12 protein-coding genes (1 of these 12 running past the window's edge) are annotated in these 23,188 nt (G+C 72.9%); 11 read left to right on the top strand and 1 reads right to left on the bottom strand.

All coding sequences use genetic code 11. The features are described 5' to 3' along the window. Nucleotides 1-2: 2 nt before the first annotated feature. Nucleotides 3-1,304: a cytochrome P450 family protein gene (locus tag MXD57_RS00220; RefSeq protein WP_250399164.1), complete on the bottom strand. Its 1,302-nt coding sequence runs from the start codon at nt 1,302-1,304 to the stop codon at nt 3-5. 329 nt (nt 1,305-1,633) lie between these two features. On the opposite strand from MXD57_RS00220, the gene MXD57_RS00215 reads away from it, so the two are divergent. The 11 genes from MXD57_RS00215 to MXD57_RS00165 form a co-directional block, all read left to right on the top strand. After that, nucleotides 1,634-2,392 carry a Crp/Fnr family transcriptional regulator gene (locus MXD57_RS00215; RefSeq protein ID WP_250399163.1) on the top strand — a complete coding sequence of 253 codons (759 nt, stop codon included), beginning with the start codon at nt 1,634-1,636 and terminating at the stop codon, nt 2,390-2,392. Nucleotides 2,393-2,462: 70 nt separating this feature from the next. Then, nucleotides 2,463-3,776, top strand: coding sequence for a cation:proton antiporter (locus MXD57_RS00210; RefSeq protein WP_250399162.1), 1,314 nt, complete (start codon nt 2,463-2,465; stop codon nt 3,774-3,776). Nucleotides 3,777-3,936: 160 nt separating this feature from the next. Next, on the top strand, nt 3,937-4,767 hold the full coding sequence (locus MXD57_RS00205) for a DUF6039 family protein (protein ID WP_250399161.1): 831 nt from the start codon (nt 3,937-3,939) through the stop codon (nt 4,765-4,767). Further along, a complete protein-coding gene (locus tag MXD57_RS00200) occupies nt 4,751-5,983 on the top strand; it encodes a hydroxymethylglutaryl-CoA synthase family protein (RefSeq protein ID WP_250399160.1) in 1,233 nt (410 codons plus the stop codon). Before MXD57_RS00205 ends, MXD57_RS00200 begins: the two co-directional genes overlap by 17 nt. A 4-nt stretch (nt 5,984-5,987) precedes the next feature. Then, nucleotides 5,988-6,779, top strand: coding sequence for an enoyl-CoA hydratase-related protein (locus tag MXD57_RS00195; protein WP_250399159.1), 792 nt, complete (start codon nt 5,988-5,990; stop codon nt 6,777-6,779). After that, nucleotides 6,779-9,202 carry an ACP S-malonyltransferase gene (gene fabD / locus MXD57_RS00190; RefSeq protein WP_250399158.1) on the top strand — a complete coding sequence of 808 codons (2,424 nt, stop codon included), beginning with the start codon at nt 6,779-6,781 and terminating at the stop codon, nt 9,200-9,202. The genes MXD57_RS00195 and fabD overlap by 1 nt, the downstream gene beginning before the upstream one ends. A 99-nt stretch (nt 9,203-9,301) precedes the next feature. After that, entirely contained in the window at nt 9,302-10,249 is a 948-nt protein-coding gene (locus MXD57_RS00185) for a DUF6039 family protein (protein WP_250399157.1), read from the top strand. A 60-nt stretch (nt 10,250-10,309) separates the two neighbouring features. Next, complete coding sequence (locus MXD57_RS00180) at nt 10,310-12,118, top strand: amino acid adenylation domain-containing protein (RefSeq protein ID WP_250399156.1); 1,809 nt, start codon at nt 10,310-10,312, stop codon at nt 12,116-12,118. Nucleotides 12,119-12,138: 20 nt separating this feature from the next. Beyond that, a complete protein-coding gene (locus tag MXD57_RS00175) occupies nt 12,139-13,083 on the top strand; it encodes a chlorinating enzyme (protein WP_250399155.1) in 945 nt (314 codons plus the stop codon). Nucleotides 13,084-13,118: 35 nt separating this feature from the next. Further along, nucleotides 13,119-14,288: an alpha/beta fold hydrolase gene (locus MXD57_RS00170; RefSeq protein WP_250399154.1), complete on the top strand. Its 1,170-nt coding sequence runs from the start codon at nt 13,119-13,121 to the stop codon at nt 14,286-14,288. A 12-nt stretch (nt 14,289-14,300) separates the two neighbouring features. Beyond that, nucleotides 14,301-23,188, top strand: partial view of a non-ribosomal peptide synthetase gene (locus tag MXD57_RS00165; protein WP_250399153.1) — the 5' portion only. It continues 3,796 nt past the right edge of the window; the window shows 8,888 of its 12,684 coding nt (coding positions 1-8,888); its start codon is at nt 14,301-14,303; its stop codon lies off the right edge, out of view.

The following is a 23,188-nucleotide window of genomic DNA, read 5'->3' as shown; positions in this document are numbered from 1 at the left end:
GTTCAGGCTCGCGGGCCGAGCTCGACCTGCAGCTCGACCAGGCCGCGCATGATCCGGGTGGGGCGCCAGCGCAGGTCGTCCCGGGTGCCGGAGAGCGAGATGTTCGGGTAGCGGTCGACCAGTGCCGCGATCGCCTCCTGACCCTCGATCCGGGCGAGCGGGGCACCGATGCAGTGGTGCAGGCCGAATCCGAAAGCCAGGTGCGGGTTGTCGGTGCGGGTGATGTCCAGCCGGTCGGGGTTCTCGAACTGCCGCTCGTCGCGGCTGGTCGAGGCGATGGAGACCGTGACCACGCTGCCGGCCGGGATCACGGTGCCGGCCACCTCGACGTCCTCGGTGGAGACCCGCATGGTGGACAGCTCCACCGGCGGGTCGTAGCGGAGGAACTCCTCCACGGCCGTGGCGATCAGGTCGGGTTTGGCCCGCAGCAGGGCGAACTGCTCCGGGTTGTCGAACAGCGCCAGGGTGCCGTTGGCGATCAGGTTGACGGTCGGCTCCTGGCCGGCGCTGAGCAGCAGCATCGCGGTGGAGACCATCTCGATCTCGGTGAGCCGGTTGCCCTCGTCGCGGGCGACGATCAAGCCGGTGATCACATCGGGCTGCTGGGCGCTGGTGTCCACGTCGGTCTCCGCGAGGTCCTTGAGTTCCTCGCGGCGGCGGGCCAGCAGCTCGGTGAAGAAGGACTGCATCGCCGCGTAGCCCTCTTGCGGAGTGAGCGCGCCTTCGACCACCGCGTCCGGGGCGGTGAGCATGGCGGTGGCCCAGATCCGGAAGTTCTCCCGGTCGGCGTTCGGCACGCCGAGGATCTCGCAGATGACTGTGGTGGCCAGCGGGTGCGCGTAGCCCTCGATCAGGTCGACGGTCCGCTGCCCGGCGAGGCCGTCGAGCAGTTGCTCGGCGATCTCCCGCACGCGCGGGCGCATCGCCTCCATCCGGCGGTTGGTGAACGCCTTGCTGATCAGCCTGCGCAGCCGGGTGTGGTCCGGTGGGTCGGTGTTGACCAGGTGGTAGAGGTAGTCGGCGCGGTTGTCGCGCTCGCCCTTGACGTAGCCGGCGTCGCGCAGCTGGTCCCAGGCCAGGCCCGGGTCCTTGGCGAAGCGGGAGTCGTTCATGACGTCGCGGGACTCGGCGTAGCGCAGCACGAGCCGGCGGTGGAGGCCGTTGGGTTCGCGGATGGTGTGGACGACGCCCTCGGCACGCATGTCGGAGTACAGCGCGTAGGGGTCGACCCGCGGTCCGGTCGGCAGGACCTTCGGGTCCTCGGAACCGGACGGTGCGCCGGGCTGTGATGACCGGTCATTCACGGTGCAGTCTCCGTTCCTCGGCAGGTCGGCTCGTTCCGGCGGGTACGCCCGAGCGTCCCGAACCTAGACCGGCCGAACCGGGCGTTTCTGCGCTGGATTGAGCATCGCGTGAAGTCGGCGGGGGCCCCGCCGCGGCCGGTGGCATGCCCGCGTGGAATGGGGGCGCGTGGGCATTGGTGTCGGCCGAAACTTTTCCTATGCTTGCCCCCGCACCTCGCCGATCCGCACATCAGGGCGATCTCAGCCACATCCCGACGCGTCCGCCGGGCCGGCCTGCCCGGGTCAGGACGACGCTCCTGTGCCGTTTTCCAGGCGATTCGAGGTTGAAGATGAGGGCAACACTGGAGCACCACCGGACCCGTCCGACTGCCACCGCGGTCCCCGTACGACGTGCCGTCGAGCCGGCCGACACCGACTCGGCCCGCTTCCGCACCAAGCTGCGCGCGCTGTGCGCCACGCGGCTGCACGACACCCCGACCCTGACGGTGCCCCGGCGGGGGCACGTGTACACGGACGGCGGCCAGGACCGGCACATGTATGTGATCGAGACCGGCCAGGTCAAAACGCTGATGATCACCGGGAGCGGCAAGCGATGTCTGCTCTACATCTCCGGGGCGGGCGACGTTCTGGGTGAGCTGGGGCTGCTCGGAAGCGAACGCTCCGACACCGCCATCGCGCTGGAGCCGGCGACGCTGCGTCAGATCCCGGGCGACCGGTTCCTCTCGGTGCTTGCCGAGGAGGGTCTGCTGCCGGCGTACGTGCGGCACCTCGGTGAGCGGGTGATCGAACAGCAGAAGATCATCGTCGACATGGTGACGCTGGAGTGTGAGCGCCGCCTGGCGGCCCGGTTACTGCTGCTCTCCCAGCAGATAGGCCGGCGCCGCGGCCGACTGGTGGTGATTCGGGCCCGGATCACCCAGGAGGAGCTCGCCGAGATGGTCGGCACCACCCGCTCCCGGGTCGGGCTGTTCCTCAAGCGTTTCCGGGAGACCGGGCTGGTCGGCGTGGTGCAGGGCTCGCTGGTCGTCGACGACCAGCGGCTCGGCGACTACATCGAGGGCCGGCTGCAGGTCGATGCTCACTTCTGAGTAGCTGGGCATTCGTCGCGATGCCAACCCTTGGGGCTCTGGAAGGCGGCCCCAGGGGAGAAGGTCGAACATGAGCGAGCATCAGACCCTGTTGTTTCTGATGCAGTTGACGGCCCTGCTGCTTGTCGGCACCAGCATGAGCCACCTGGCCCGCCGGGTGGGTCTGCCGGGCGTGGTGGGCGAACTGCTCAGCGGTGTGGTGCTCGGTCCGACGGTGCTCCGACACCTCTCGCCCGCGACGTTCGCCTGGATGTGGCCGCCTGACAATTCTCAGCCCCAACTGCTGGACGCGGTAAGCACGTTCGGCGTACTGCTGTTCATCGGGATGTCCAGCGCGCACCTGGACCTGCGGATGATGCGCCGCCGCCCGCGCACCGTGCTCTCGGTCAGCACCGCGGCACTGGTGCTGCCGTTCGGCCTGGGCGTGGCCACCGGTCTGCTGCTGCCCGGCCGGCTGCTCGGCTCGCACGCCGACCGCTCCTCGTTCGCACTGCTGATCGGTGTGGTGATGGGCGTCAGCGCGATCCCGGTGATCGCCAAGACGCTGACCGACCTGGGCATGCTGCACAGCGACGTCGGGCAGTTGACCCTGGCCGCGGCGGCCGGAGAGGACGTGGTCGCCTGGATCGTCCTGTCGCTCGTCACCGCGATGACGGCGGGTGCCCTGAAGGTCGGTCACATCGTCTCCAGCGTGGGGCACCTGCTGCTGTTCCTGGCCGTGGTGATCGCCGCCCGGCCGCTGCTGCGCGGGGCGCTGGGGCGGGCCGAGAAGGCCGAGGGCTCCGGGCCGGTGATCGCGATCACCGTGGTGGCGATCCTGGCCGCCTCAGCCGGCAGCCAGTCGCTGGGCCTGGAGTCGGCACTCGGCGCGTTCGCGGTCGGCTGCCTGCTCAGCTCGCCGTCCCGGGAGACGACGGTGCGGCTGGCCTCGCTGCGGACCGTCACGCTCTCCGTGTTCGCCCCGATCTTTCTGGCCGGAGCGGGCCTGAGGGTCGACCTGTCGGTACTGGGCGATCCCGGGACGTCGGCCGCCGCCGCGGTGGTGCTGTCGCTCGCCGTCGGCGGCAAGTTCGCCGGCGCCTACCTGGGCGCCCGGCTGGGCCGCCTGACGCACTGGGAGGGCCTGGCGCTCGGCGCCGGGCTGAACGCCCGCGGGGCGGTCGAGGTGGTGGTGGCGACCATCGGCCTGCGGCTCGGCGTGCTCAGCCCCGCCATGTACTCGATCGTCGTGCTGGTCGCCGTGCTCACCTCGGTGATGGCCGCGCCCGCCCTGCGCTGGACCATGGCGAGGGTCGATCACCGCGCCGAAGAGCACTCGCGGGCCATCGAACTCGCCGCCTGGTCGGACCGCGCCTCCGTGCCTACCGACCCTGCGCAGAATTGAGCAGCAGGAATCCGCTGCGGGCTCCTAACGTAATCCGGTAGTGATTGTCGGAGATGACCCGTCAATTTCCGTGGAAAAGGAGGCGCGCAACGTGACGGCCGCAGAGGATTTCAGCACGCAACAAAGGATCAGGCCGGCGTTCCACCAGACCACGGTACCGTTGGACAAACTACTGAATTCTGCCGACGCGGGATTCCTGATCCATCGGGTCGGGCAGCTGAAGAACGAGTTCCGCGAGGAAGGCATGTCCTTCTCCGCGGACCTGGTCGACCTGATCAACAACGCCCAGGTCGGCTACGTCTCGATTTTCGCCTTCGAGGAGCTGTTCGGGACGCAGAGCCGGCTGCACTGGCTGCTGCACCTGAAGGAGCCCAGCGACTACCGCCGGATGCTCGACATGGTCGACCATTCGCAGAAGTGGGCCGAGGTGTCCACCGACGACCGGCTGCCCACCAAGGGCGGCGGAAACTGGGAGCGGATGTTCGTCGAGGGCTCGATGACCGAGACGATCATCTGCCCGCAGCACGGCCTGAGCCACCACGACGAGGACGACGACCACCCGCTGGACACCTTCCAGCCGCCGGCCCGCTACCAGTCCCGGCTCGCTCCCGAGCAGTTGCTGCACTCCGTGAACGCCCCGCTCACCGTGCACCGCCGTCTCCAGGTCCGGTACGCCCTGCGCGATGAGGCCCGGAAGTTCTGGTTCGACTGGGCCGGACACGTCTCCGAGGCGATGGTCGGCCGAGCCAGCGCCTTCCTCTACGAGGAGATGTGGGGCCAGCAGGACCGCCTGCACCTGCTGATCCACCTCGCCTCCCCGGACGCCTACCACGAGCTGATGGCCCTGCAGAAGAGCGACCCGGAGCTGCGCCGCCTGATGGCCTCCCAGGTCGTCGCCGACAGCAAGGGCGGCGGCGGCTGGCACCGAACGGTGCTCGACGGCACGATGACCGACACCCTCTGGGCGCCGCTGCATGGCCGTCGGAGTTGAGGCGGCCAACGCCTATGTCGGGCGGGCCGCCCTGGACGTCATGGAGCTGTTCCGCGCCCGCGGACTGGACCTCGGCCGCTTCGACAACCTGATGATGGTGCAGAAGTCGGTCAACCTGCCGTGCGAGGACCCGGTCACCAACGCCGTGAACGCGGCCAAGCCGATCCTCGACCGGCTCACCGGGGAGCAGCGCGACAGCATCGAGGCGGTGATCGTCGGCACCGAGTCCGGCCTGGACTTCGGCAAGCCGATCAGCACCTACGTGCACCACTACCTCGGCCTCGGCAGGCGCTGCCGCTCCTTCGAGGTCAAGCACGCCTGCTACGGCGGCACCGCGGCACTCCGTACCGCGCTCGGCCTGCTGGCGGGCAGTCCCCGCCCGCGGGCCCGTGCGCTGGTGATCGCCGCCGACGCCGGTGGCTCGGTGGTCGGCATGCCGTACTGGGAGCCGTCCCACGGCGCCGGCGCGGCTGCGCTGCTGCTCGGCCCCGAACCCGAGGTGCTCGACCTCGACCCTGGCGCGGCCGGCCTCTACAGCTACGAGGTGATGGACACCTGCCGCCCGCGCCCCGACCTGGCGGCCGGCGACTCCGACCTCTCGCTGCTGGCCTACCTGGAGTGCCTGGAGCACTCCTTCGCCGACTACCGAGAGGTGGTCGCAGGGGCCGACATCGTCGACTCCTTCGACCACCTGGCCTTCCACACCCCGTTCGGCGGGATGGTCAAGGGCGCCCACCGACACCTGATGCGCCGGGTCAAGCGGATGCCCTCGGACGCCATCGAGGCGGACTTCCGGACCCGGATGGCCGCCTCGCTGGTCAACCCGGCCCGGATCGGCAACACCTACGCGGCCGGCCTGTTCGTCGCCCTGCTCTCGCTGATCGAGCACGGCGACTTCGGCGAGCCGCGCCGGGTCGGCCTGTTCTCGTACGGGTCCGGCTGCGCCTCGGAGTTCTACAGCGGGGTGGTCGGCGCCGGGGCGCCCGCCCTGCTGGCCCAGTACCGGACCGCCGAGCGGCTGGACGCCCGGCACCGGCTGACCGTCGCCGACCACGACCGGCTGGCGAAGCACACCGCCGAAGGCGCCCCAGGCGTGCAGGACGCGGTCCTCGACGTGTCGCGGTACGCGGACGTCTACGGCCCGGCGCTGCACGGCAGGGAGCAACTGGTGCTGGACCGGATCGAGAACTTCCACCGGCGCTACCGATGGAGCTGAGCAGATGGACCTGGGCACGGATCACCGCACGATCCGACTCTCCGGCACGCCGGGCGTCCTCACCGTCGCCCTCGACCGCCCGGACGCGCAGAACAGCATCGACACCGCCATGATCCGGGAACTGCACACGGCGCTCGACACGGCCGAGGCCGACCCGGACTGCCGGTTGGTGGTGCTGACCGGCGGCGACGGTGTGTTCTGCAGCGGCATGGACCTGCTCGGGGCGGCCGCCGAGGGCCGCCCCGACCGGGAGCGGGCGGCGCAGGGCGGCGCCGAGTTCCTCGGCCTGCTGAAACGTCTCACGCTCACCCCGCGGGTGGTGGTCGCCACCGTCGACGGCCGGGTGGCCGGCGGCGGCGTCGGCCTGGTCTCCGCCAGCGACCTCGTGCTCGCCACGCCCCGTTCCACGTTCAGTCTGCCCGAGGCGTTGTGGGGCCTGCTGCCGTGCAGCGTCGCCCCGTTCCTGATCCGCCGCACCGGCTTCCAGAAGGCCTACGCGATGAGCCTGAGCACCCTGCCGGTGACGGCCGATCAGGCACTGCTGTCCGGCCTGGTCGACCAGCTGGTCGACCAGCTCCAGCCGGCGCTGCGCAGACTCGCCTTCCGGGTCACCAAGGTGGAGGGCGCCACGGTCGGCGACCTGAAGCGGTACTTCGCCAAGATGTGGATCATCACTCCGGAGGTCGAGCGCACCGCGGTCGACGAGTTCGCCCGGCTGATGTCCTCCGACGGTGTCGGCCGCCGGATCGCCGACTTCGCCGAACGACAGCGCTTCCCGTGGGAGGGCGGCTCGTGATGCATCGGACCGCGTGGCTCTTCCCCGGGCAGGGCGCGCAGCGCCGCGGCATGGGCCGCGACCTGTTCGACCGCTACCCGGACGCGATGACCGCCGCCGACCGGATCCTCGGCTTCTCGGTGCGTGAACTCTGCCTCGGCGACGCCGCCGAACGGCTCACCGACACCCGCTACCTGCAGCCCGCGCTGTTCGTCGTCAACGAGCTGACCCGGCGCGCGTACGCGGCCCGCGAACCCGCCCCCGACTACCTGGCCGGGCACAGCCTCGGCGAGTACAACGCGCTGCTCGCCGCCGACGCCTTCGACTTCGAGACCGGACTCGCCCTGGTGGCCCGCCGCGGCGAGCTGATGGGCCGGGCCACCGGCGGCGCGATGACCGCCGTGGTCGGCCCCGGCGCCGCCCGGATCGCCGACCTGCTCGCGGAGGCCGGCCTCGACGACATCGACCTCGCCAACCTCAACTCCACCGAGCAGGTGGTGCTCTCCGGTCCCGCCGAGTCGCTGCGCCGCGCCGCCGGGGCCGTCACCGCCGCGGGCGCGGGCCGCTGCGTCCCGCTGCGGGTCAGCGCCGCCTTCCACTCCCGTTACATGGCCGACGCCGCCCGCGAGTTCGCCGCCTTCCTGGACGGCTTCGAGCTGCGCGACCCCCGTATCCCGGTGATCGCCAACGTCACCGCCCGGCCCTACCGCCCCGGCGAGGTCGGCCGGCTGCTGGCCGCCCAGGTGCACAGCGCGGTCCGCTGGTCCGAGAGCATGCGCCATCTACTGGCGCAGGGCGTCGACCGGATCGCCGAGCAGGGCACGGGCCGGGTGCTGACGGGGCTGTGGGACGCGGCGGTGAAGGACGCGGCGAACGGGCCGGCGCCGGAGGCGCGGCCCGCCGCGGGCGGTGCCTGGGCACCTGCGGCAGTCGGAGGAAGTGCTGACGGGGCATCCGCCGCCGGGCGGACGGCACCTGCCGCGCCCGCTTCGGCCCCGGCCGCCGACCCGGCGCCGTCCCCGCCCCGAGCCGGCGCGGCCGGAGGCCCGGCAACTCCTTCCTCCGGGACCTGCGCTGACGGCATGACCACACTGACCCCGGAGCGGCTGGGCTCGGCGGCGTTCCGGGCCGACTACGGGGTGCGCTACGCGTACCTGGCCGGATCGATGTACAAGGGCATCGCCTCCACCGAGCTGGTGGCCCGGATGGCGCGGGCCGGACTGCTCGGGTACTTCGGGACCGGCGGGCTGCGGACCGAGCGGATCGAGGCGGCCATCGCCACGCTCCGCGCCGAGCTGGGCCCGGACGGCAGCTTCGGGATGAACCTGCTGCACGCACTGCACGACCCGGCGCTGGAGGAGGCCACCGTGCGGCTGTTCCTGCGGCACGGGGTGCGGTTCGTCGAGGCGGCGGGCTTCACCCAGCCGACCCGGGCGCTGGTGCTGTACCGGCTGAGCGGGGCGCACCGGGACGGCGCGGGCCGGGCGGTGGCGCGCAACCGGCTGCTGGCCAAGGCGTCCCGGCCGGAGGTGGCGGCGGCGTTCATGGAGCCGGCGCCGGAGGCGCTGGTACGGGGACTGCTCGCCGACGGGCTGGTGACCGCCGCGGAGGCCGAGGCGGGCCGCGCGCTGCCGCTGGCGGGGGAGGTGTGCGCGGAGGCCGACTCGGGCGGGCACACCGACGCCGCGGTGGCCTACACCCTGATGCCCGCGATGACGGGCCTGCGGGACCGGATCGTGGCCGAGCGCGGCTACCCGGGCGGCATCCGGGTCGGCGCGGCCGGCGGCCTGGGGGCGCCGGAGAGCCTGGCGGCGGCGTTCGTGCTGGGCGCGGACTTCGTGGTCACCGGATCGGTCAACCAGTGCACCCCGCAGGCCGGGACGTCCGACGCGGTGAAGGACCTGCTGGCGCAGGCCGACGTCCAGGACACCGGGTACGCGCCGGCCGGCGACATGTTCGAGATCGGGGCGCGGGCGCAGGTGCTGCGGCGCGGGACGCTGTTCGCGGCGCGCGCCAACAAGCTGTACCAGGCGTACCGCCAGTACGACGGCCTGGAGGCGATCGACGCCAAGCTGCGGCGGACGATCGAGGACGGCTGGTTCCGCCGCGACCTCGAGCAGGTCTGGAAGGAGACCCGCGAGTACTACCTGCGGGCCGGCCGCCCGCAGGAGGTCGAGCGGGCCGAGCAGGACCCCAGGCACCGGATGGCGCTGGTGTTCCGCTGGTACTTCGTGCACAGCACCCGGATGGCGATGCGCGGCGACCCGGCCGAGCGCGTCAACTACCAGATCCACACCGGCCCGGCGATCGGCGCGTTCAACCGCTTCGCCGCCGGGACCGCGCTCGCCGACTGGCGCAACCGCCATGTCGACGCCGTCGCCGAGGCATTGATGGCCGGCGCGGCCCAGGTCCTCCGAGACCGTTTCTCCTCGCTGGGCCGGTAGATTCCCGGCCCTGCTCAATAGTGAGCTGCGCCGTTCTCCGGAGAAATGACCAAATTGTGCTGCAGCAGAAATTCGAACCATTCACCGAGGAGTCCTTTCATGACCGAGAAGGCAGATTCCGAATTCTCCACCCCGGTCGCGCAGCAGCAGACGTCCCTTCCGGTCGCGGATATCCTGCACTCGGCGAACGCCGGTGTCGTGGTCGAGCGCGTCGGGCAGTTGCGGGCCGAATTCCGATCAGAGGGGCGGCAGTTCGCCCGTGAGCTCTCCGAGTACCTGAACACCCGGTACGTCGGCGTGGCGACCACCTTCGTCTACGAGGAGACCTTCGGGACCAAGGACACCCTGCACTGGCTTCTGCACATGCGCTCCCTGGAGGCGTACGAGACCCTCGTCAGGATGGGTTCCCAGGACGAGGGCTGGCGCGAGGTGATGTTCCGCAACCGCATCCCGGAGGAGCGCGGCGGAGGCTCCTGGGACCGGATGTTCCTGGACGGCGGCCTGAAGGAGACGGTGCTGATCCCGCAGAGCTTCGGGATGTACGGCACGGCCGACACCGAGCCGTCCTCGGTGGTCGACGACGGTGGCGTGGACCGCTTCGTGGTGCCGACCGCGGAGCACCAGACCTCGCAGAAGCCCGATGAGCTGCTGCACTCCGCGAACTCCGGCATCATCATGCACCGCACCGGTGAGCTGAAGTACGAGTTCCGGGCCGAGGGGCGGGAGTTCGCCCGCGCGCTGACCGAGAGCTGGAACGCCTCGCTGGGCGGCGAGGCGACCATCTTCCTCTACGAGGAGGCGTTCGGCCTGTCGGACCGGATCCACTGGTTCATCCACCTGCGCAAGCTGAGCTCCTACTACAACCTGATGGGCCTTCGGGCGCGCACCATGCCGGCCGCGCGCGAGGTGTTCACCAAGCAGTGGATCCCGGTGGAGAAGGGCGGCGGCGGCTGGGAGCGGATGTTCGTCCAGAGCAGCCTGCAGGACCTTGCCCTGACCCCGCAGCACTGGGGCATGTACGCCACCAGGACCGCCGCCCAGGGCTGACCGTCCCAGCGGGCTCTCGGCCGCCCGCCCCGCGAACCCGTACCGGATGGGAGATCCGCCATGGTTTCCGGCAAGACGCTGCACCAGCTCTTCGAAGTCCAGGCCGCCAGGATGCCGGACCGCGTGGCGGTGAGCGGGGCCGACCGCGCCCTCACCTACCGCGAGCTGAACGCCGAGGCCGACGCGGTGGCCGCCCGGCTGCGGGCGGGCGGCGCCGGCCCCGACCGGCTGGTCGGCCTGTGCGTCGACCGCAGTGCCGACCTTGTGGTCGGCCTGCTCGGCATCCTCAAGGCGGGGGCCGCGTACGTGCCCGTCGACCCGGCCTACCCTGCCGACCGGGTCGCCTTCCTGCTCGACGACAGCCAGGTCTCCGCGGTGGTCTCGGTGTCCCGGGTCGCCGAGTGCCTCGCGGACTGCGCGGCCCCGGTGGTCTGGCTCGACCGCGAGACGGAGGCGCCGACCGCGCCGACCGCGCCCGCCACGGTCGAGGAGTCCCGGGAGAGCGACCTCGCGTACGTCATCTATACCTCCGGGTCGACCGGCGTCCCGAAGGGCGTGCTGGTCGAACACCGGAACGTGGTCAGGCTGTTCGAGCAGACCGCCGAGCTGGTCGGGTACCGCGCCGACGACGTGTGGACGCTGTTCCACTCGATCAGCTTCGACTTCTCGGTCTGGGAGCTGTGGGGCGCGCTGCTGCACGGCGGCCGCCTGGTGGTGGCCGGCACCGAGACCGTCCGCTCCCCGGAGCTGCTGCACAAGCTGCTCGCGGACGAGGGCGTCACGGTGCTCAACCAGACCCCGTCCGCCTTCCGCCGCCTGGCGGGCGCCTCCACCGCGGCGCTGCCCGCGCTGCGCCTGGTGGTGTTCGGCGGCGAGCGCCTGGACGTGAAGCTGCTGGAGCCCTGGTTCGCCCGCTACGGCGACGAGCGGCCCGCGCTGGTCAACATGTACGGCATCACCGAGACCACGGTCCATGTGACGGCCCGTGCGATCACGCGGGCCGACCTCGACGAGCCCGGTGTCAGCCCGATCGGGCGCCCGCTGCCCGAGGTCACCCTGCACCTGCTCGACGAGGACGGCAGCCCGGTCGCTGACGGCACCCCCGGTGAGCTCTACGTCGGCGGTACCGGCGTGGCCCGCGGCTACCACCGCCGCCCCGAACTGACCGCCGAGCGCTTCCGCACCGTCGGCACCGGCACGGACACGGTGCGCCTGTACCGCTCGGGCGACCGCGCGGTGCGCACCGCCGGCGGCGAGTACCTGTACGTCGGCCGAGCCGACGACCAGATCAAGATCCGCGGTTTCCGGATCGAGCCCGGCGAGATCGAGGCGCTGCTCGCCGACGACCCGCGGCTGGCCTCGGCGATCGTCGTCCCGCAGGACCACGGTGAGGGCGACGTCCGCCTGACGGCCTACCTGGTGCCGCCGCCCGACGCCGAGATCGACGACGAGGCGCTCGGCCGGCTGGTCGCCGAGGTGTTCGCCCGGGCCGCGGGCGCGCTGCCCGAGCACATGCGGCCCTCCGCATACCGGCTGATCACCGAGGTGCCGACCACCGCGCAGGGCAAGGTGGACCGCTCGGCGCTGCCCTCCCTGCCGCACCGGCAGGCTCCGGCCGGACCGGCGGGCGGCGGTGCGGAGCTGACGCCCACGCAGCAGCAGGTCGGCGCGATCGTCACCGAGGTGCTGGCCCGGCCGGGCATCGGCCTGGACGACGACCTGTTCGAGAACGGCGCCACGTCCCTGGCGTTCATGCGGGTGGTCGCCTCCGTCAACCGGCGCTGGAAGCTGTCGCTGACCGGTGCGGAACTCTACGCGGCGACCGTCCGCCACCTGTCCGCCTGCGTGGACGCGCAGGACTCGAAGTGAGTGAAGAGAGGAGCACCACTGTGCCCGACGTGACCGGCGGCTTCACGCTGACGCCCGAGGAGCGCGCGAGCTTCCACGAGCGCGGCTACTTCGGCCCGTTCAAGGTGTACGAGATCGAGGAGATGCAGCGCCGCTGGCGGGTCGAGCGGCTGCGGCTGATGGACCGCAGCAACGCGGTCTACCAGGACGAGGCGGCGCAGTCCGGCAACACCAACATCTCCAACTACGACCGGCACCTGGACTCGGAGTTCCTCGCGGACCACATCTGCCGGCCGGAGATCGTCGACCGGGTGGCCGGCGTGCTCGGGCCCGACGTGCTGTGCTGGCGCAGCGAGTTCTTCCCGAAGTACCCGGGCGACGAGGGCACCGACTGGCACCAGGCCGACACCTTCGCCAACGCCTCCGGCGTGCCGCAGATCCTGTGGCCCGACGAGCACAGGGAGTTCGGCGGCACCATCACGGTGTGGACGGCGTTCACCGAGGCCAACGAGGACAACGGCTGCCTGCAGTTCATCCCCGGCACCCACACCCGGATGAACTACGACGAGACCAGGAAGATGCACTACAGCCCGGACTCCATCAACCAGGTGGACAAGGGCGGCGTCCGCCGCGGCTTCTTCGGCTACGACTACCGCGAGCTGCAGGTCGACGCCGACTTCAAGCCCGACGAGTCGCAGGCGGTGTCGATGGTGATGCGCCCGGGCGAGGCGATCATGTTCTGGTCGACCCTGATGCACGCCTCCTGGCCGCACAGTGGCAAGACCGACGAGATGCGCCTGGGCTTCGCCGGCCGGTACGTGCCGACCTCGGTGCGGGTCTACCCCGACACCGAGCGGATCGAGGAGTACGGCGGCACCGTCTCGCTGGAGCGCTACGGCGCCGTCCTGGTCGGCGGCGAGAACCGGTACGTCCACAACCGGATGGCCACCCGGACCACCCTCGGCCACCCGTTCGCCACCCGGTGACACCGACCGAAACCGACCGGAAGGCGTACGAGCCGATGACCGAGCACCAGGCCGCCGCGACCGCACTCGCCGAGGCGCTGCACGGCCTGCGGGCGCTGGCCGCGCGCCTCGACCCGCCCGCCCGGGTGGCCGTGCCGGCCGGCCCGCGCGCCGAGCTGCTGGCAGCGCTGGCCGAGCGGCTCCGCGTCCCGCTGGCCATCGGGCCGGCCGCCGCGGACGGAGAGAGCGGCGTCTTCGAACGGATCATCGGCGAACGGCTCGGCCTGGCCCTCGGCCGGCTGGGGCTGGACGACCTCCCGGACGGTCCCGCCGAGATCACCGGGATCGCCGACCGGGTGGCCGCCGCCTCCTTCGACAGGTTCCGTACCGCCCTCGACGCCGTCGCCCCGGACGGCGCCCGGCTGCCCGTCTACACGGCCGGCGACCCGGCCGCGCCCGCGGTCCTGATCGCCTCCGCCTGCGGGATGCCCGCCGAACTGTGCTCCCGCTGGCTGGAGTTGCTCCGCGGTGAGTACCGGATCGTCACCTGGGAGACCCGCGGTCTGTTCACCGACGAACCCGACTTCGACAAACTCGAATGGGACACCGAGGCGCAGGCCGAGGACGTCTTCGCGGTCATGGACCACCTCGGCATCCGCACGGCCCACCTGCTGGGCTTCTGCGGCGGCAGCGTGATCGCGCTGGCCGCGGCCAACCGCAGCCCGGAGCGGATCGACTCGCTCAGCCTCTGGCACGGTGCGTACGAACTCGGGCCGGACTCGCCGAAGCTGGACCACCACCGGAACATCCAGGCGCTGATGGCGATGGCCGCCGAGGACCGCGACACCGCCACGGCCGTGCACGCGGTGTTCCTCGGCACCATGCTCGGCGGCACCCCGCCCGACCTCGCGCACCTGGTGCTCTACCCCTTCGCCACACCCGAACTGTTCTACCGCTACTGCCGTTTGAACGGCGCGATCACCGACATCGACGTCAACCCGCTGCTGGTCGGCGTCGACCACCCCACGCTGGTGGTCACCAGCGAGGACGACACCACGGCCAATCCGCTCGGATCGGCCGAGGTGGCCCGGAGGCTGCCCAACGCGACGCTCAGCGTCGAGCCGACCGGCAATCACATCTCACTCTTCAAGTTGGGCGGCCGACTGGGCGAACTCGCGCTGAGTTTCCTGCGCGAGCACCCCGGCGGCCAGGCCGCCCCGCGCTGAGACGGGACTCACGTGGAAACGAGCAACGACACCGGGCCGACGGCTGTTCGGATCCTGCACCGGCTGCTGGCCGAGGTGCGCCCGGACGGAGCGGAACCGCTGCCGCCGGGCGGACTGGCCGACTGGGGCCTCACCTCGCTGGCACTGACCCGGCTGTGGGCCGGCATGCGGCGCGAGTTCGGCCTCGACCTGCCGCCGGCCCGGCTCGCGGCCGCCACCCTCGACGAGCTGACCGCGATGGTGGCGGCCAAGACCGCCGGCACCGTCCCGCGGCCGGCCGTCGTGGTCCGCACCGACGAGCGGGAGCCGTTCCCGGTCACCGACCTCCAGCAGGCCTACCTGGTCGCCAAAGGCAGTGACCTGGGCGGCGAGGCGGTCGGCTGCCACCTGTACCGCGAGTTCGCCGTGCCCGACCTCGACCCCGGCCGGCTGCGTCAGGCCTGGCAGGACCTGATCGACCAGCACGGCATGCTTCGCGCCGTCGTCGACGACGACGGCCTGCAGCACATCCGTCCGGTGGCCGACGACTGGCGGATGCCCGTGCACGGACCCGGCGGGGCCGAGGACCGCGACACCGTCCGCGCCCGCCTCTCGCACCGCTGTTACCGGCCCGGCGCATGGCCGCTGTTCGCCATCGAGGTCACCCGCACCGGAACCGGCCCCGACATCGTCCACCTCAGCCTGGACACTCTGATCACCGACGGCCACGGGTACGCGGTGCTGCTCCAGCAGTGGCACCAGCGCTACCACCACCCGGAGCAGTCGCTGCCCGCCGCCGGACCGTCCGTCGCCGAACTGGTGCCCGCCCTGCTGGCCGAACGCGGCTCGAGCGCCCACCGCGCCGATCTCGTCCACTGGAACGCCGAGTTGGCCGAGCTGCCCGCCTGGCCCGGGCTGGTCGCCCCGGTCTGCGCGCCCGCCCCCGCCGGCGGCTGCCGCGAACGCCGCCCGCTGGACGCCGAACTGCCCGCCGACCAGTGGCAGGCGCTGACCGCGCGGGCCGTCCGGCTCGACGTCTCGCCGACCGCCCTGGTGCTCGCCCTGTTCGCCGAGGCGCTGGACCGCCGGGCTCCGCAAGCGCGCACCGCCCTGGTGGTCACCACCAGCAGCCGCCCGTACCTGGCCGCCGCGACCCCGTACGTGGTCGGCCCGTTCACCTCGACCGCCGTCCTGGTCCTGGAACGCGAGGCCGGCGAGACCCTCGACGAGCAGGCGGCCGCGGTGCACGCCCGCCTCGGCGAACACCTGCGGCACGGCCTGGTCTCCGGCATCGAGGCTCTCCGCGAACAGCGCACCGGCCGGCCCGCGCCCGCCGTCGTCTTCACCAGTCTGCTCGACGTCGGCCCGCCCCCCGGCGTCGCCGGCGGCTTCGGCGCGGCCATCGAGTACGGAGTCAGCCAGACCACCGACGTCGCCCTCGACCACCAGATGTGGGAGCAGGACGGCGCCCTGCGCTACCGCTGGGACATCGACCCCACCCGGTTCGCCCCCGGCGCCGTCGAGACCGCCTTCACGGCCTTCGGCAACGCCCTCGCCGCCGCCTGCACCGAACCCTCCGGGGACCCGCGGCCGACCCGCGCCCTCCAGGAGGCGTACATGGTCGCCCGTACGGCCGCCGGCGACGGGTCCGCAGAGGGCTGCCAGTGCTACCAGAGTTTCGAGGTCGACGCCCTCGACCTCGAGGCGCTCGCCGACGCGCTGCGCCGCCTGGTCGACGGCCACGCGGTGCTGCGCGCCGCCTTCACCGCCGACGGAGTGACGAGCCGTCAGCACGGTCCCCGGCAGTGGCGGATCCCGGTGATCGAGGCCGGCGACCCGGCCGCGCATCCGGCGCTGCGCGTACTGATCCGCGAGGAGATGACCAATCGGCCCTTCCCGCTTGGCAGTTGGCCGCTGTTCGACCTGCGGGTGACCCGCGACGACAGCGGGTTCTCCGTCGTGCACTGCGCCTTCGACCTGCTGGTCGCCGACGGTCTGAGCATCCACCGCCTGTACCGCGACCTGTGGCTGCTGTACGCCGACCCGGCCGCCCGGCCGGTACCGGCCGGGCCCGCCCCGGTCCCCGAGAGCGCCGCCGCCGAGCAGGCCCGCTACTGGCGCGAGCGGCTCGCCGAACTCCCCGCCGGACCGGACCTGGGCCGGCCCGGCGAGCCCGCCCAGGTCGGCCGCGGCCGCACCCGCCTGACCGGCCGGACCGGCGGCTACCGCCGGCTGGCGCGCCGCGCCGCCGAGTACGGCCTGAGCCCCGACGACCTGCTGCTCGCCGCGCTCACCCGGGCCGTCTCCGGCAGCACCGAACAGCCCTACGCGCTGCCCGTGGTGCTCTGGCCGGAGACCGCCGAGGCCGCCCGCCCGGGCGAGCACTCCTTCATGACCTGGGTCACCGCCGCGCCCGCCGAACTCCCGCTCACCGCCGCCGCCGCCCAGTACCGCCGCGTCCTCGACGCCGACCTCGCCGAGGGCGGCACCGGCGGCCTCGGCGAGATGCGCCGCCGAGTGCTCCGCGGCAGCGAGGCCGCCTACCCCGTGGTCTACACCGCCCTAGTCGACCTCACCGACCGGCCGCTGCCGGCCGGCGTCCGCCAGGGCGAATGGCTGACCAGTACCCCCGGCTGCGCCCTGGACAGCGTCGCCGTCGCCGAGGGTGACGAACTGCGCTACTGCTGGGACATCGTCCCCGCCGACTTCCCGGCCGGCCTCGCCGAGCAGATGTTCGCCGCCTTCGAGAACGACCTGCGGCTGCTCGCCGAGGACGCCACCTGGGCCGACACCCCCTCCGGCGGGCTTACGGCGCAGGAGCGGCACACCGTGCTGTACACCTGGAACGAAACCACCGTCCCGGTGCCCGACGACGGCCCCGTGCATCTGCTGTTCCAGCGCCAGGCCGCGAGCGCGCCCGAGGCGGTGGCCCTGCGCTGGCGCGGCGGCACCATGACCTACGGCGAACTCAACCGCCGTGCCAACCGGATCGCCCACCGTCTGATCGCCGCCGGTGTCGGCCCCCAGCAACTGGTCGGGGTGCGGATCCGGCGCGGTCCCGAGATGGTCGCCGCCGTCTACGGCATCCTCAAAGCCGGCGCCGGCTACCTGCCGATCGACCCCGCGCTGCCCGGCACCCGGGTCGCCGCGATGCTCGAACTCGGCCGGGCCGCCACCGTGCTGACCACCTCCGACACCGCCGCCGCGCCGCTGCCCGCCGGGGTCACCACCGTCGAGACCGACACCGACCCGGCGATCTCCGGGCCCGCCGCCCGCGAGGACGACCCGGAGACCCGCAGCACCCGGGACGACACCGCCTACGTCATCTTCACCTCCGGCTCCACCGGCACCCCCAAGGGCGTCCAGGTCGCCCACCGCTCGGTCCGCAACCTGCTGAACTTCTGCCATCGCACCTTCGAGCTGCGCCCGTCCGACCTCGGACTCGCCGTCACCTCGCTCAGCTTCGACCTCTCCGTCTTCGACATGCTCGGCCTGCTCGGCGGCGGCGCGGGAGCCTACCTCGCCGACGAGACCCAGCAGCGCGACCCGGAACTGCTGCTCGACATCCTGCTCACCGAGCCGATCACGCTCTGGAACTCGGCGCCCACCACCCTGCACCAGCTCACCCCGCTGCTCACCCCGGACACCGGCGACCCCGCCGCCGCGCACCTGCGGATCGTCGCGCTGGCAGGCGACTTCATCCCGCTGTCACTGCCCGGGGCGATCCGCGAGGCGTTCCCGAACGCCGAGACCATCGCCATGGGCGGGCCCACCGAGACCACCGTCTGGTCGAACGTCTACCGGGTCACCACCGTCGACCCCGGCTGGCGCAGCATCCCCTACGGCAAGCCGATCGACAACACCCGGCACTACGTGCTCGACGAACACCTCGAACCCTGCCCGATCGGCGTCGAGGGCGACCTGTACACCGGTGGCGAGTGCCTGGCCGTCGGTTTCCGCGACCAGCCGGAACTGACGGCCCGCCTGTTCCTGCCCGACCCCTTCGTGGACAGCCCCGGCGAGCGGATGTACCGCACCGGTGACAGGGCGCTCTGGCTTCCCGACGGCAATCTGCAGATCGCCGGACGCGGCGACCGCCAGGTGAAGATCCGCGGCCACCGGGTCGAACTCGGCGAGGTCGAGCACCGCCTGCGCGCCCACCCCGCCGTGCAGGAGGCCGTCGCCGTGCTGCGCGACGACGAAGCGTCGAGCGGCGACGGCAAACTCGTCGCCTACGCCGTCACCGACCCGGCGGCCCCCGCCGTCACCGCCGCCGAGCTGCGCGCGCACACCGCCGAGGCCCTGCCCGGGTACATGGTGCCGAACTTCGTGGCGCTGCTGCCGTCCTTCCCGGCCACCGCCAACGGCAAGTTGGACCGCGAGGCGCTGCCCTGGCCGCTGGACGCCGCACCGGCCGCCGAGCCCGCGGAGCCGTCGACTGCTGCCACCGACCAGGGCACTGAGACCCCGTCAACGCCGCGACCCGCACCCGCCCCCGGTCCCTCGGCCACGAGTCCGGCCGGGCTCGCCGAGGAGATCGCGGCGATGTTCGCCCGGCACCTCGGCGTGGACACCGTCGACCCGGCGCAGGACCTCTGGGAGCAGGGCGCCACCTCCTTCACCATGGTCCAGGTCTCGGCCGGGCTGCGGAAGCGGTACCGGCAGCGGGTGCCGGTCTCGGCGCTGATCTCCGAGCCGACCGCTGCCGGCATCGCCCGGATCCTCGCCGGCCGCCTCGGCCTCCAGGGCCGGCCCGAACCGGCCGCCGCTCCCGCCGCGCCGGAACCTCAGGCGGGCCCCGGCACCGTGGACATGTTCTCGCCGCAGGAGCGGGACGCGTTCAAGGCCGCCGCCTGGAACCTGCGCCGTCCCGCGCCCGGCGCACAGCGCGTCGCGCTGCCGGAGACGACGGTCCATCCCGCGTACTACGACTGGCGCGGCAGCCGCCGCGACTACCGCGACACCCCGTTGCCCGCCGATGCGCTCACCCGGCTGCTCGGCCTGCTGCGGGAGGCCCCCGTGGAGGGCGGCACCCGCCGCCTGTACCCGTCGGCCGGGGACACCTACTCGGTGCAGGCGTACGTGTACGTCAAGGCGGACGCCGTCGACGGGCTGGCCGGCGGCATCTACTACTACGACCCGCGCGGGCACGCGCTGGAACTGGTCAACGCCGAGCCGCGGATCGACCGCGCCGTGCACTTCTACTACAACCGGCCGGTGTTCGACCGGTCCGCGTTCGGGATCTTCCTGATCGGCCAGACCCGCGGCATCACCCCGCTCTACCAGGAGGTCGCCGAGCGCTTCCTGATGCTGGAGGCCGGGTACATCGGCCAGCTACTCATGACCGGTCAGGCCGCATGCGGCATCGGACTCTGCCCGGTCGGCACGCTGACCTTCGACGACATCCGCGACCAGTTCGCCCTCGACGACGGCCACGTCTTCCTGCACTCCTTCATGGGCGGCGGCGTCGACCGGACCGGTACCGCCGAACTGCGGCCGCCGTTCGCCGAGCGGCCCGCACGGGCCGCGGCCGACGAGGCACCGAAGGCCGCCGAGGTCGCGGTGGTCGGTATGGCCGGGCGTTTCCCCGGCGCCGAGGACCTGGGGGAGTACTGGCGGCAGCTCAGCACCGGTCAGTGCGCCGTCGGCCCGCTGCCCGCCGGGAGAGGCGTCGCCGAGGACGGCCGGCTGCCCGGCGGACTGCACGGCGGATTCCTCGCCGACATCGACGGCTTCGACAGCCTGCACTTCCGGGTCGCCCCGGTCGAGGCCGCCGCGCTCGACCCGCAGCTGCGGCTGCTGCTGCAGACCGTCTGGACCTGCCTCGAGGACGCCGGCCACACCCCCGGGTCGCTGCGCGCCGCCGCGCCCCGGGTCGGCGTGTTCACGGCCGCCATGTGGCACGACCACCAGCACAGCGGCAAGGAGACCTGGGACGCGGACGCCGCCGCCCGGGTCGCGGCCCTGGCTGGTGACATGCCCGGCCGGATCTCGCACTACTTCGGCTTCGACGGCCCGAGCGTCGCCGTCGACACCGCCTGCTCCTCCTCCCTGACGGCCCTCCACCTCGCCGACGAAGCCCTGCGGAGCGGCGAGTGCGACGCCGCCGTGGTCGGCGCGGTCAACCTGGTCGCCCACCCGTACCACCTCGCCCTGCTCGCCGAGGCAGGACTGCTCGCCGAGGGCGGACCGGTCCGGGCCTTCGCCGCCGACAGCTCCGGCTGGTGCCCCGGCGAGGGCGTGGCCGCCGTCCTGCTGCGCCCGGCAGCGGACGCCGACCGGGACGGCGACACCGTACGGGGCGTGCTGGAAGCCACCCGGATCGGCCACGCCGGCGGCGGTGGACGCTTCGGCGTGCCCGACCCGGAGGCGCTGGCGGGCTCGGTCGGCGCGGCCCTGGACCGGGCCGGGGTCACTCCCGCCCAGGTCGACTACGTGGAACTCGCCGTGGCCGGAGCGGGAGTGGCCGACGCCGCCGAACTCGAGGCACTCGCGGCAGTGTTCGCAGGCAGACCTGTGCTGGCCGGTACGGTGAAGCCGAACATCGGCCACCTGGAGTCCGCCTCGGGTCTGTCCCAGCTGCTCAAAGTGCTCCTCCAGTTCGAGCACGGCCGAATCGCCCCGACGCTCACCGCCGAGCGGCGCAGCGACCTCGTCGACTGGGACGACCTGCCGCTGCGGGTCCCCGAGCACCTCGTCGCATGGCCGTCGGCCGCGACCGCCCGCCGCGCCGTGGTCAACGCGGTCGCCGCCTCGGGTGCCTACGCCCACGCGGTGCTGCGGGCCCCGGCGTCCGCCGCCGACGGCGGGCCCCCCTCCGGCGCCGCTGCCGACGGGCGCGCGCCCGGTCGGCAGGCGGTGGTGCTGTCCGCAGGCTCCGCCGACGGCCTGCGGCTCGCCGCCGGCCGGCTCGCCGCGCACCTGGGGAGCGGCGCGTCGCCGGCTCTCGCCGACCTGGCGTTCACCCTGCAGGACGGCCGCGTCCCGATGCCGCACCGCCTTGCCGTGGTGACCTCCGACCTTGTCGAAGTACGCACCGCACTGGCGGAGTTCGCTGCCGGACGGACCCACTCGGCGACGGCGGACTCGGTGGTGGAGCCCGGCCGTCCGGTCGCCGAGCTCGTCCCGGCGGACGCCGACGCCGCGGCCGCCGGGTGGCTGCGCGGAGCCCACGTCGCCTGGCACGCCCTGTGGTCGCCCGGCCTGCGTCGGGTGCCGCTGCCGGGCACCGTGTTCGCGGGGGAGGAGTACCGCCTGAGCGCGCCCGCGCGTCCCGCGCCCGTGGCCGCGCCCGCTGCCGAGGTGGCCGAGGCCGCCCAGGGCTACGTGCTCGCCGTCTACGCCGAGGCGTCCGGCATCCCGGTCGAGCGGCTCGACCCGCGGGTGCCGCTGGAGCACTACGGCCTCACCTCGTACGTGGTCGGCCAGCTGAACGCCCGCCTCGCCGAGGACTTCACCGAGCCCGTCCCCAGCACCCTGTTCTTCGAGCACCAGGACCTGGCCGGCATCGCCGCCGAACTCGCCGCCCGCGCCGACGGCCCCTGGCAGCCCGTCAGGGCACAGGCACCCGGTGGCCGGCCCGGGCCTGCCGAGAACCGGCCCCGGGGGACGGCCGTCGCCGTCGTGGGCCTGGCCGGCCGCTACCCGCAGGCCGCGGACCTGGACCGGTTCTGGCACCTGCTGGAGCAGGGCTACGACGCGATCGGGCCGCTGCCCCCCGAACGGCACCGGCCGGGCTGGCCGGTGGACCTGATGTGGGGCGCGTTCCTGGACGGCATCGACAGGTTCGACCCGCTGTTCTTCGCCATCTCGCCGCGCGACGCGGCGCTGATGGACCCGCAGGAACGCCTCTTCCTCGAAGTCGCCTGGGAGGCGCTGGAGGACGCCGGCTACACCCGGGCCCGGCTGCGCGAACAGCACGGCGGACGGGTCGGCGTGTTCGCGGGCGCGATGTACAACGAGCATCCGTTCCTCGGCGTCGAGCAGTCGCTCGTCGGCCCGGCCGCCGACACCGGCTCCGCGCTCGCGGGCATCGCCAACCGGGTCTCGTACTTCCTGGACCTGAACGGCCCCAGCCTGACCGTCGACACCATGTGCTCGGCCTCCCTGACGGCCATTCACCTGGCCGTCCGCGCGCTGCGCCAGGGCGAGTGCGAGGCCGCGCTGGTCGGCGGCGTCAACCTGTCCACGCACCCGCACAAGTTCCGCCAGCAGCACCGCCTGCGGATGGCGTCCACCGACCACCGCTGCCGCAGCTTCGGCGCGGGCGGCGACGGCTTCACGCCCGGCGAGGGCGTCGGCGTGGTGCTGCTGAAGCCGCTGGCCCGGGCGATCGCCGACGGCGACCGGATCCACGGCGTGATCCGCGGCACCGCCGTCAACCACGGCGGCCGCACCAGCGGCTACATGGTGCCGAACCCGGTCGCACAGGGCGAGTTGGTGGCCGCGGCGCTGCGCGACGCGGGTGTCGAGCCGGACAGTATCGGCTACCTGGAGGCGCACGGCACCGGCACCGCGCTCGGCGATCCCGTGGAGATCAGCGGCCTGGCCCGGGCGTTCGCCGGGGTCGAGGCGGGGACGTGCCCGATCGGTTCGGTGAAGTCCAACATCGGCCACCTGGAGGCAGCCGCCGGACTGGCCGGACTCACCAAGGTGCTGCTGCAACTGCGGCATCGCAGGCTCGTGCCCTCGCTGCACGCCGAGCAGCTGAACCCCGACATCGACTGGGCGCGCAGCCCGTTCGCCGTCCAGCACGAGGCCGCGCCGTGGCCCGCACGCCGCACCGCCGACGGCACCCCGGCTCCGCGCCGCGCCGGACTGAGCGCGTTCGGCGCGGGCGGGGCCAACGCCCACCTCGTGATAGAGGAGTACCTGCCGGAGCAGGCCCGCCAACCCATCCACCCGGCCGGCCCGCAGCTGTT

Origin of the sequence: Streptomyces cellostaticus (genome assembly GCF_023630175.1) — a bacterium.
GTDB classification, from domain to species: domain Bacteria; phylum Actinomycetota; class Actinomycetes; order Streptomycetales; family Streptomycetaceae; genus Streptomyces; species Streptomyces cellostaticus_A.
Note: the sequence above shows the minus strand (reverse complement) of the source record. Positions and strands in the feature narration are given on the sequence as shown.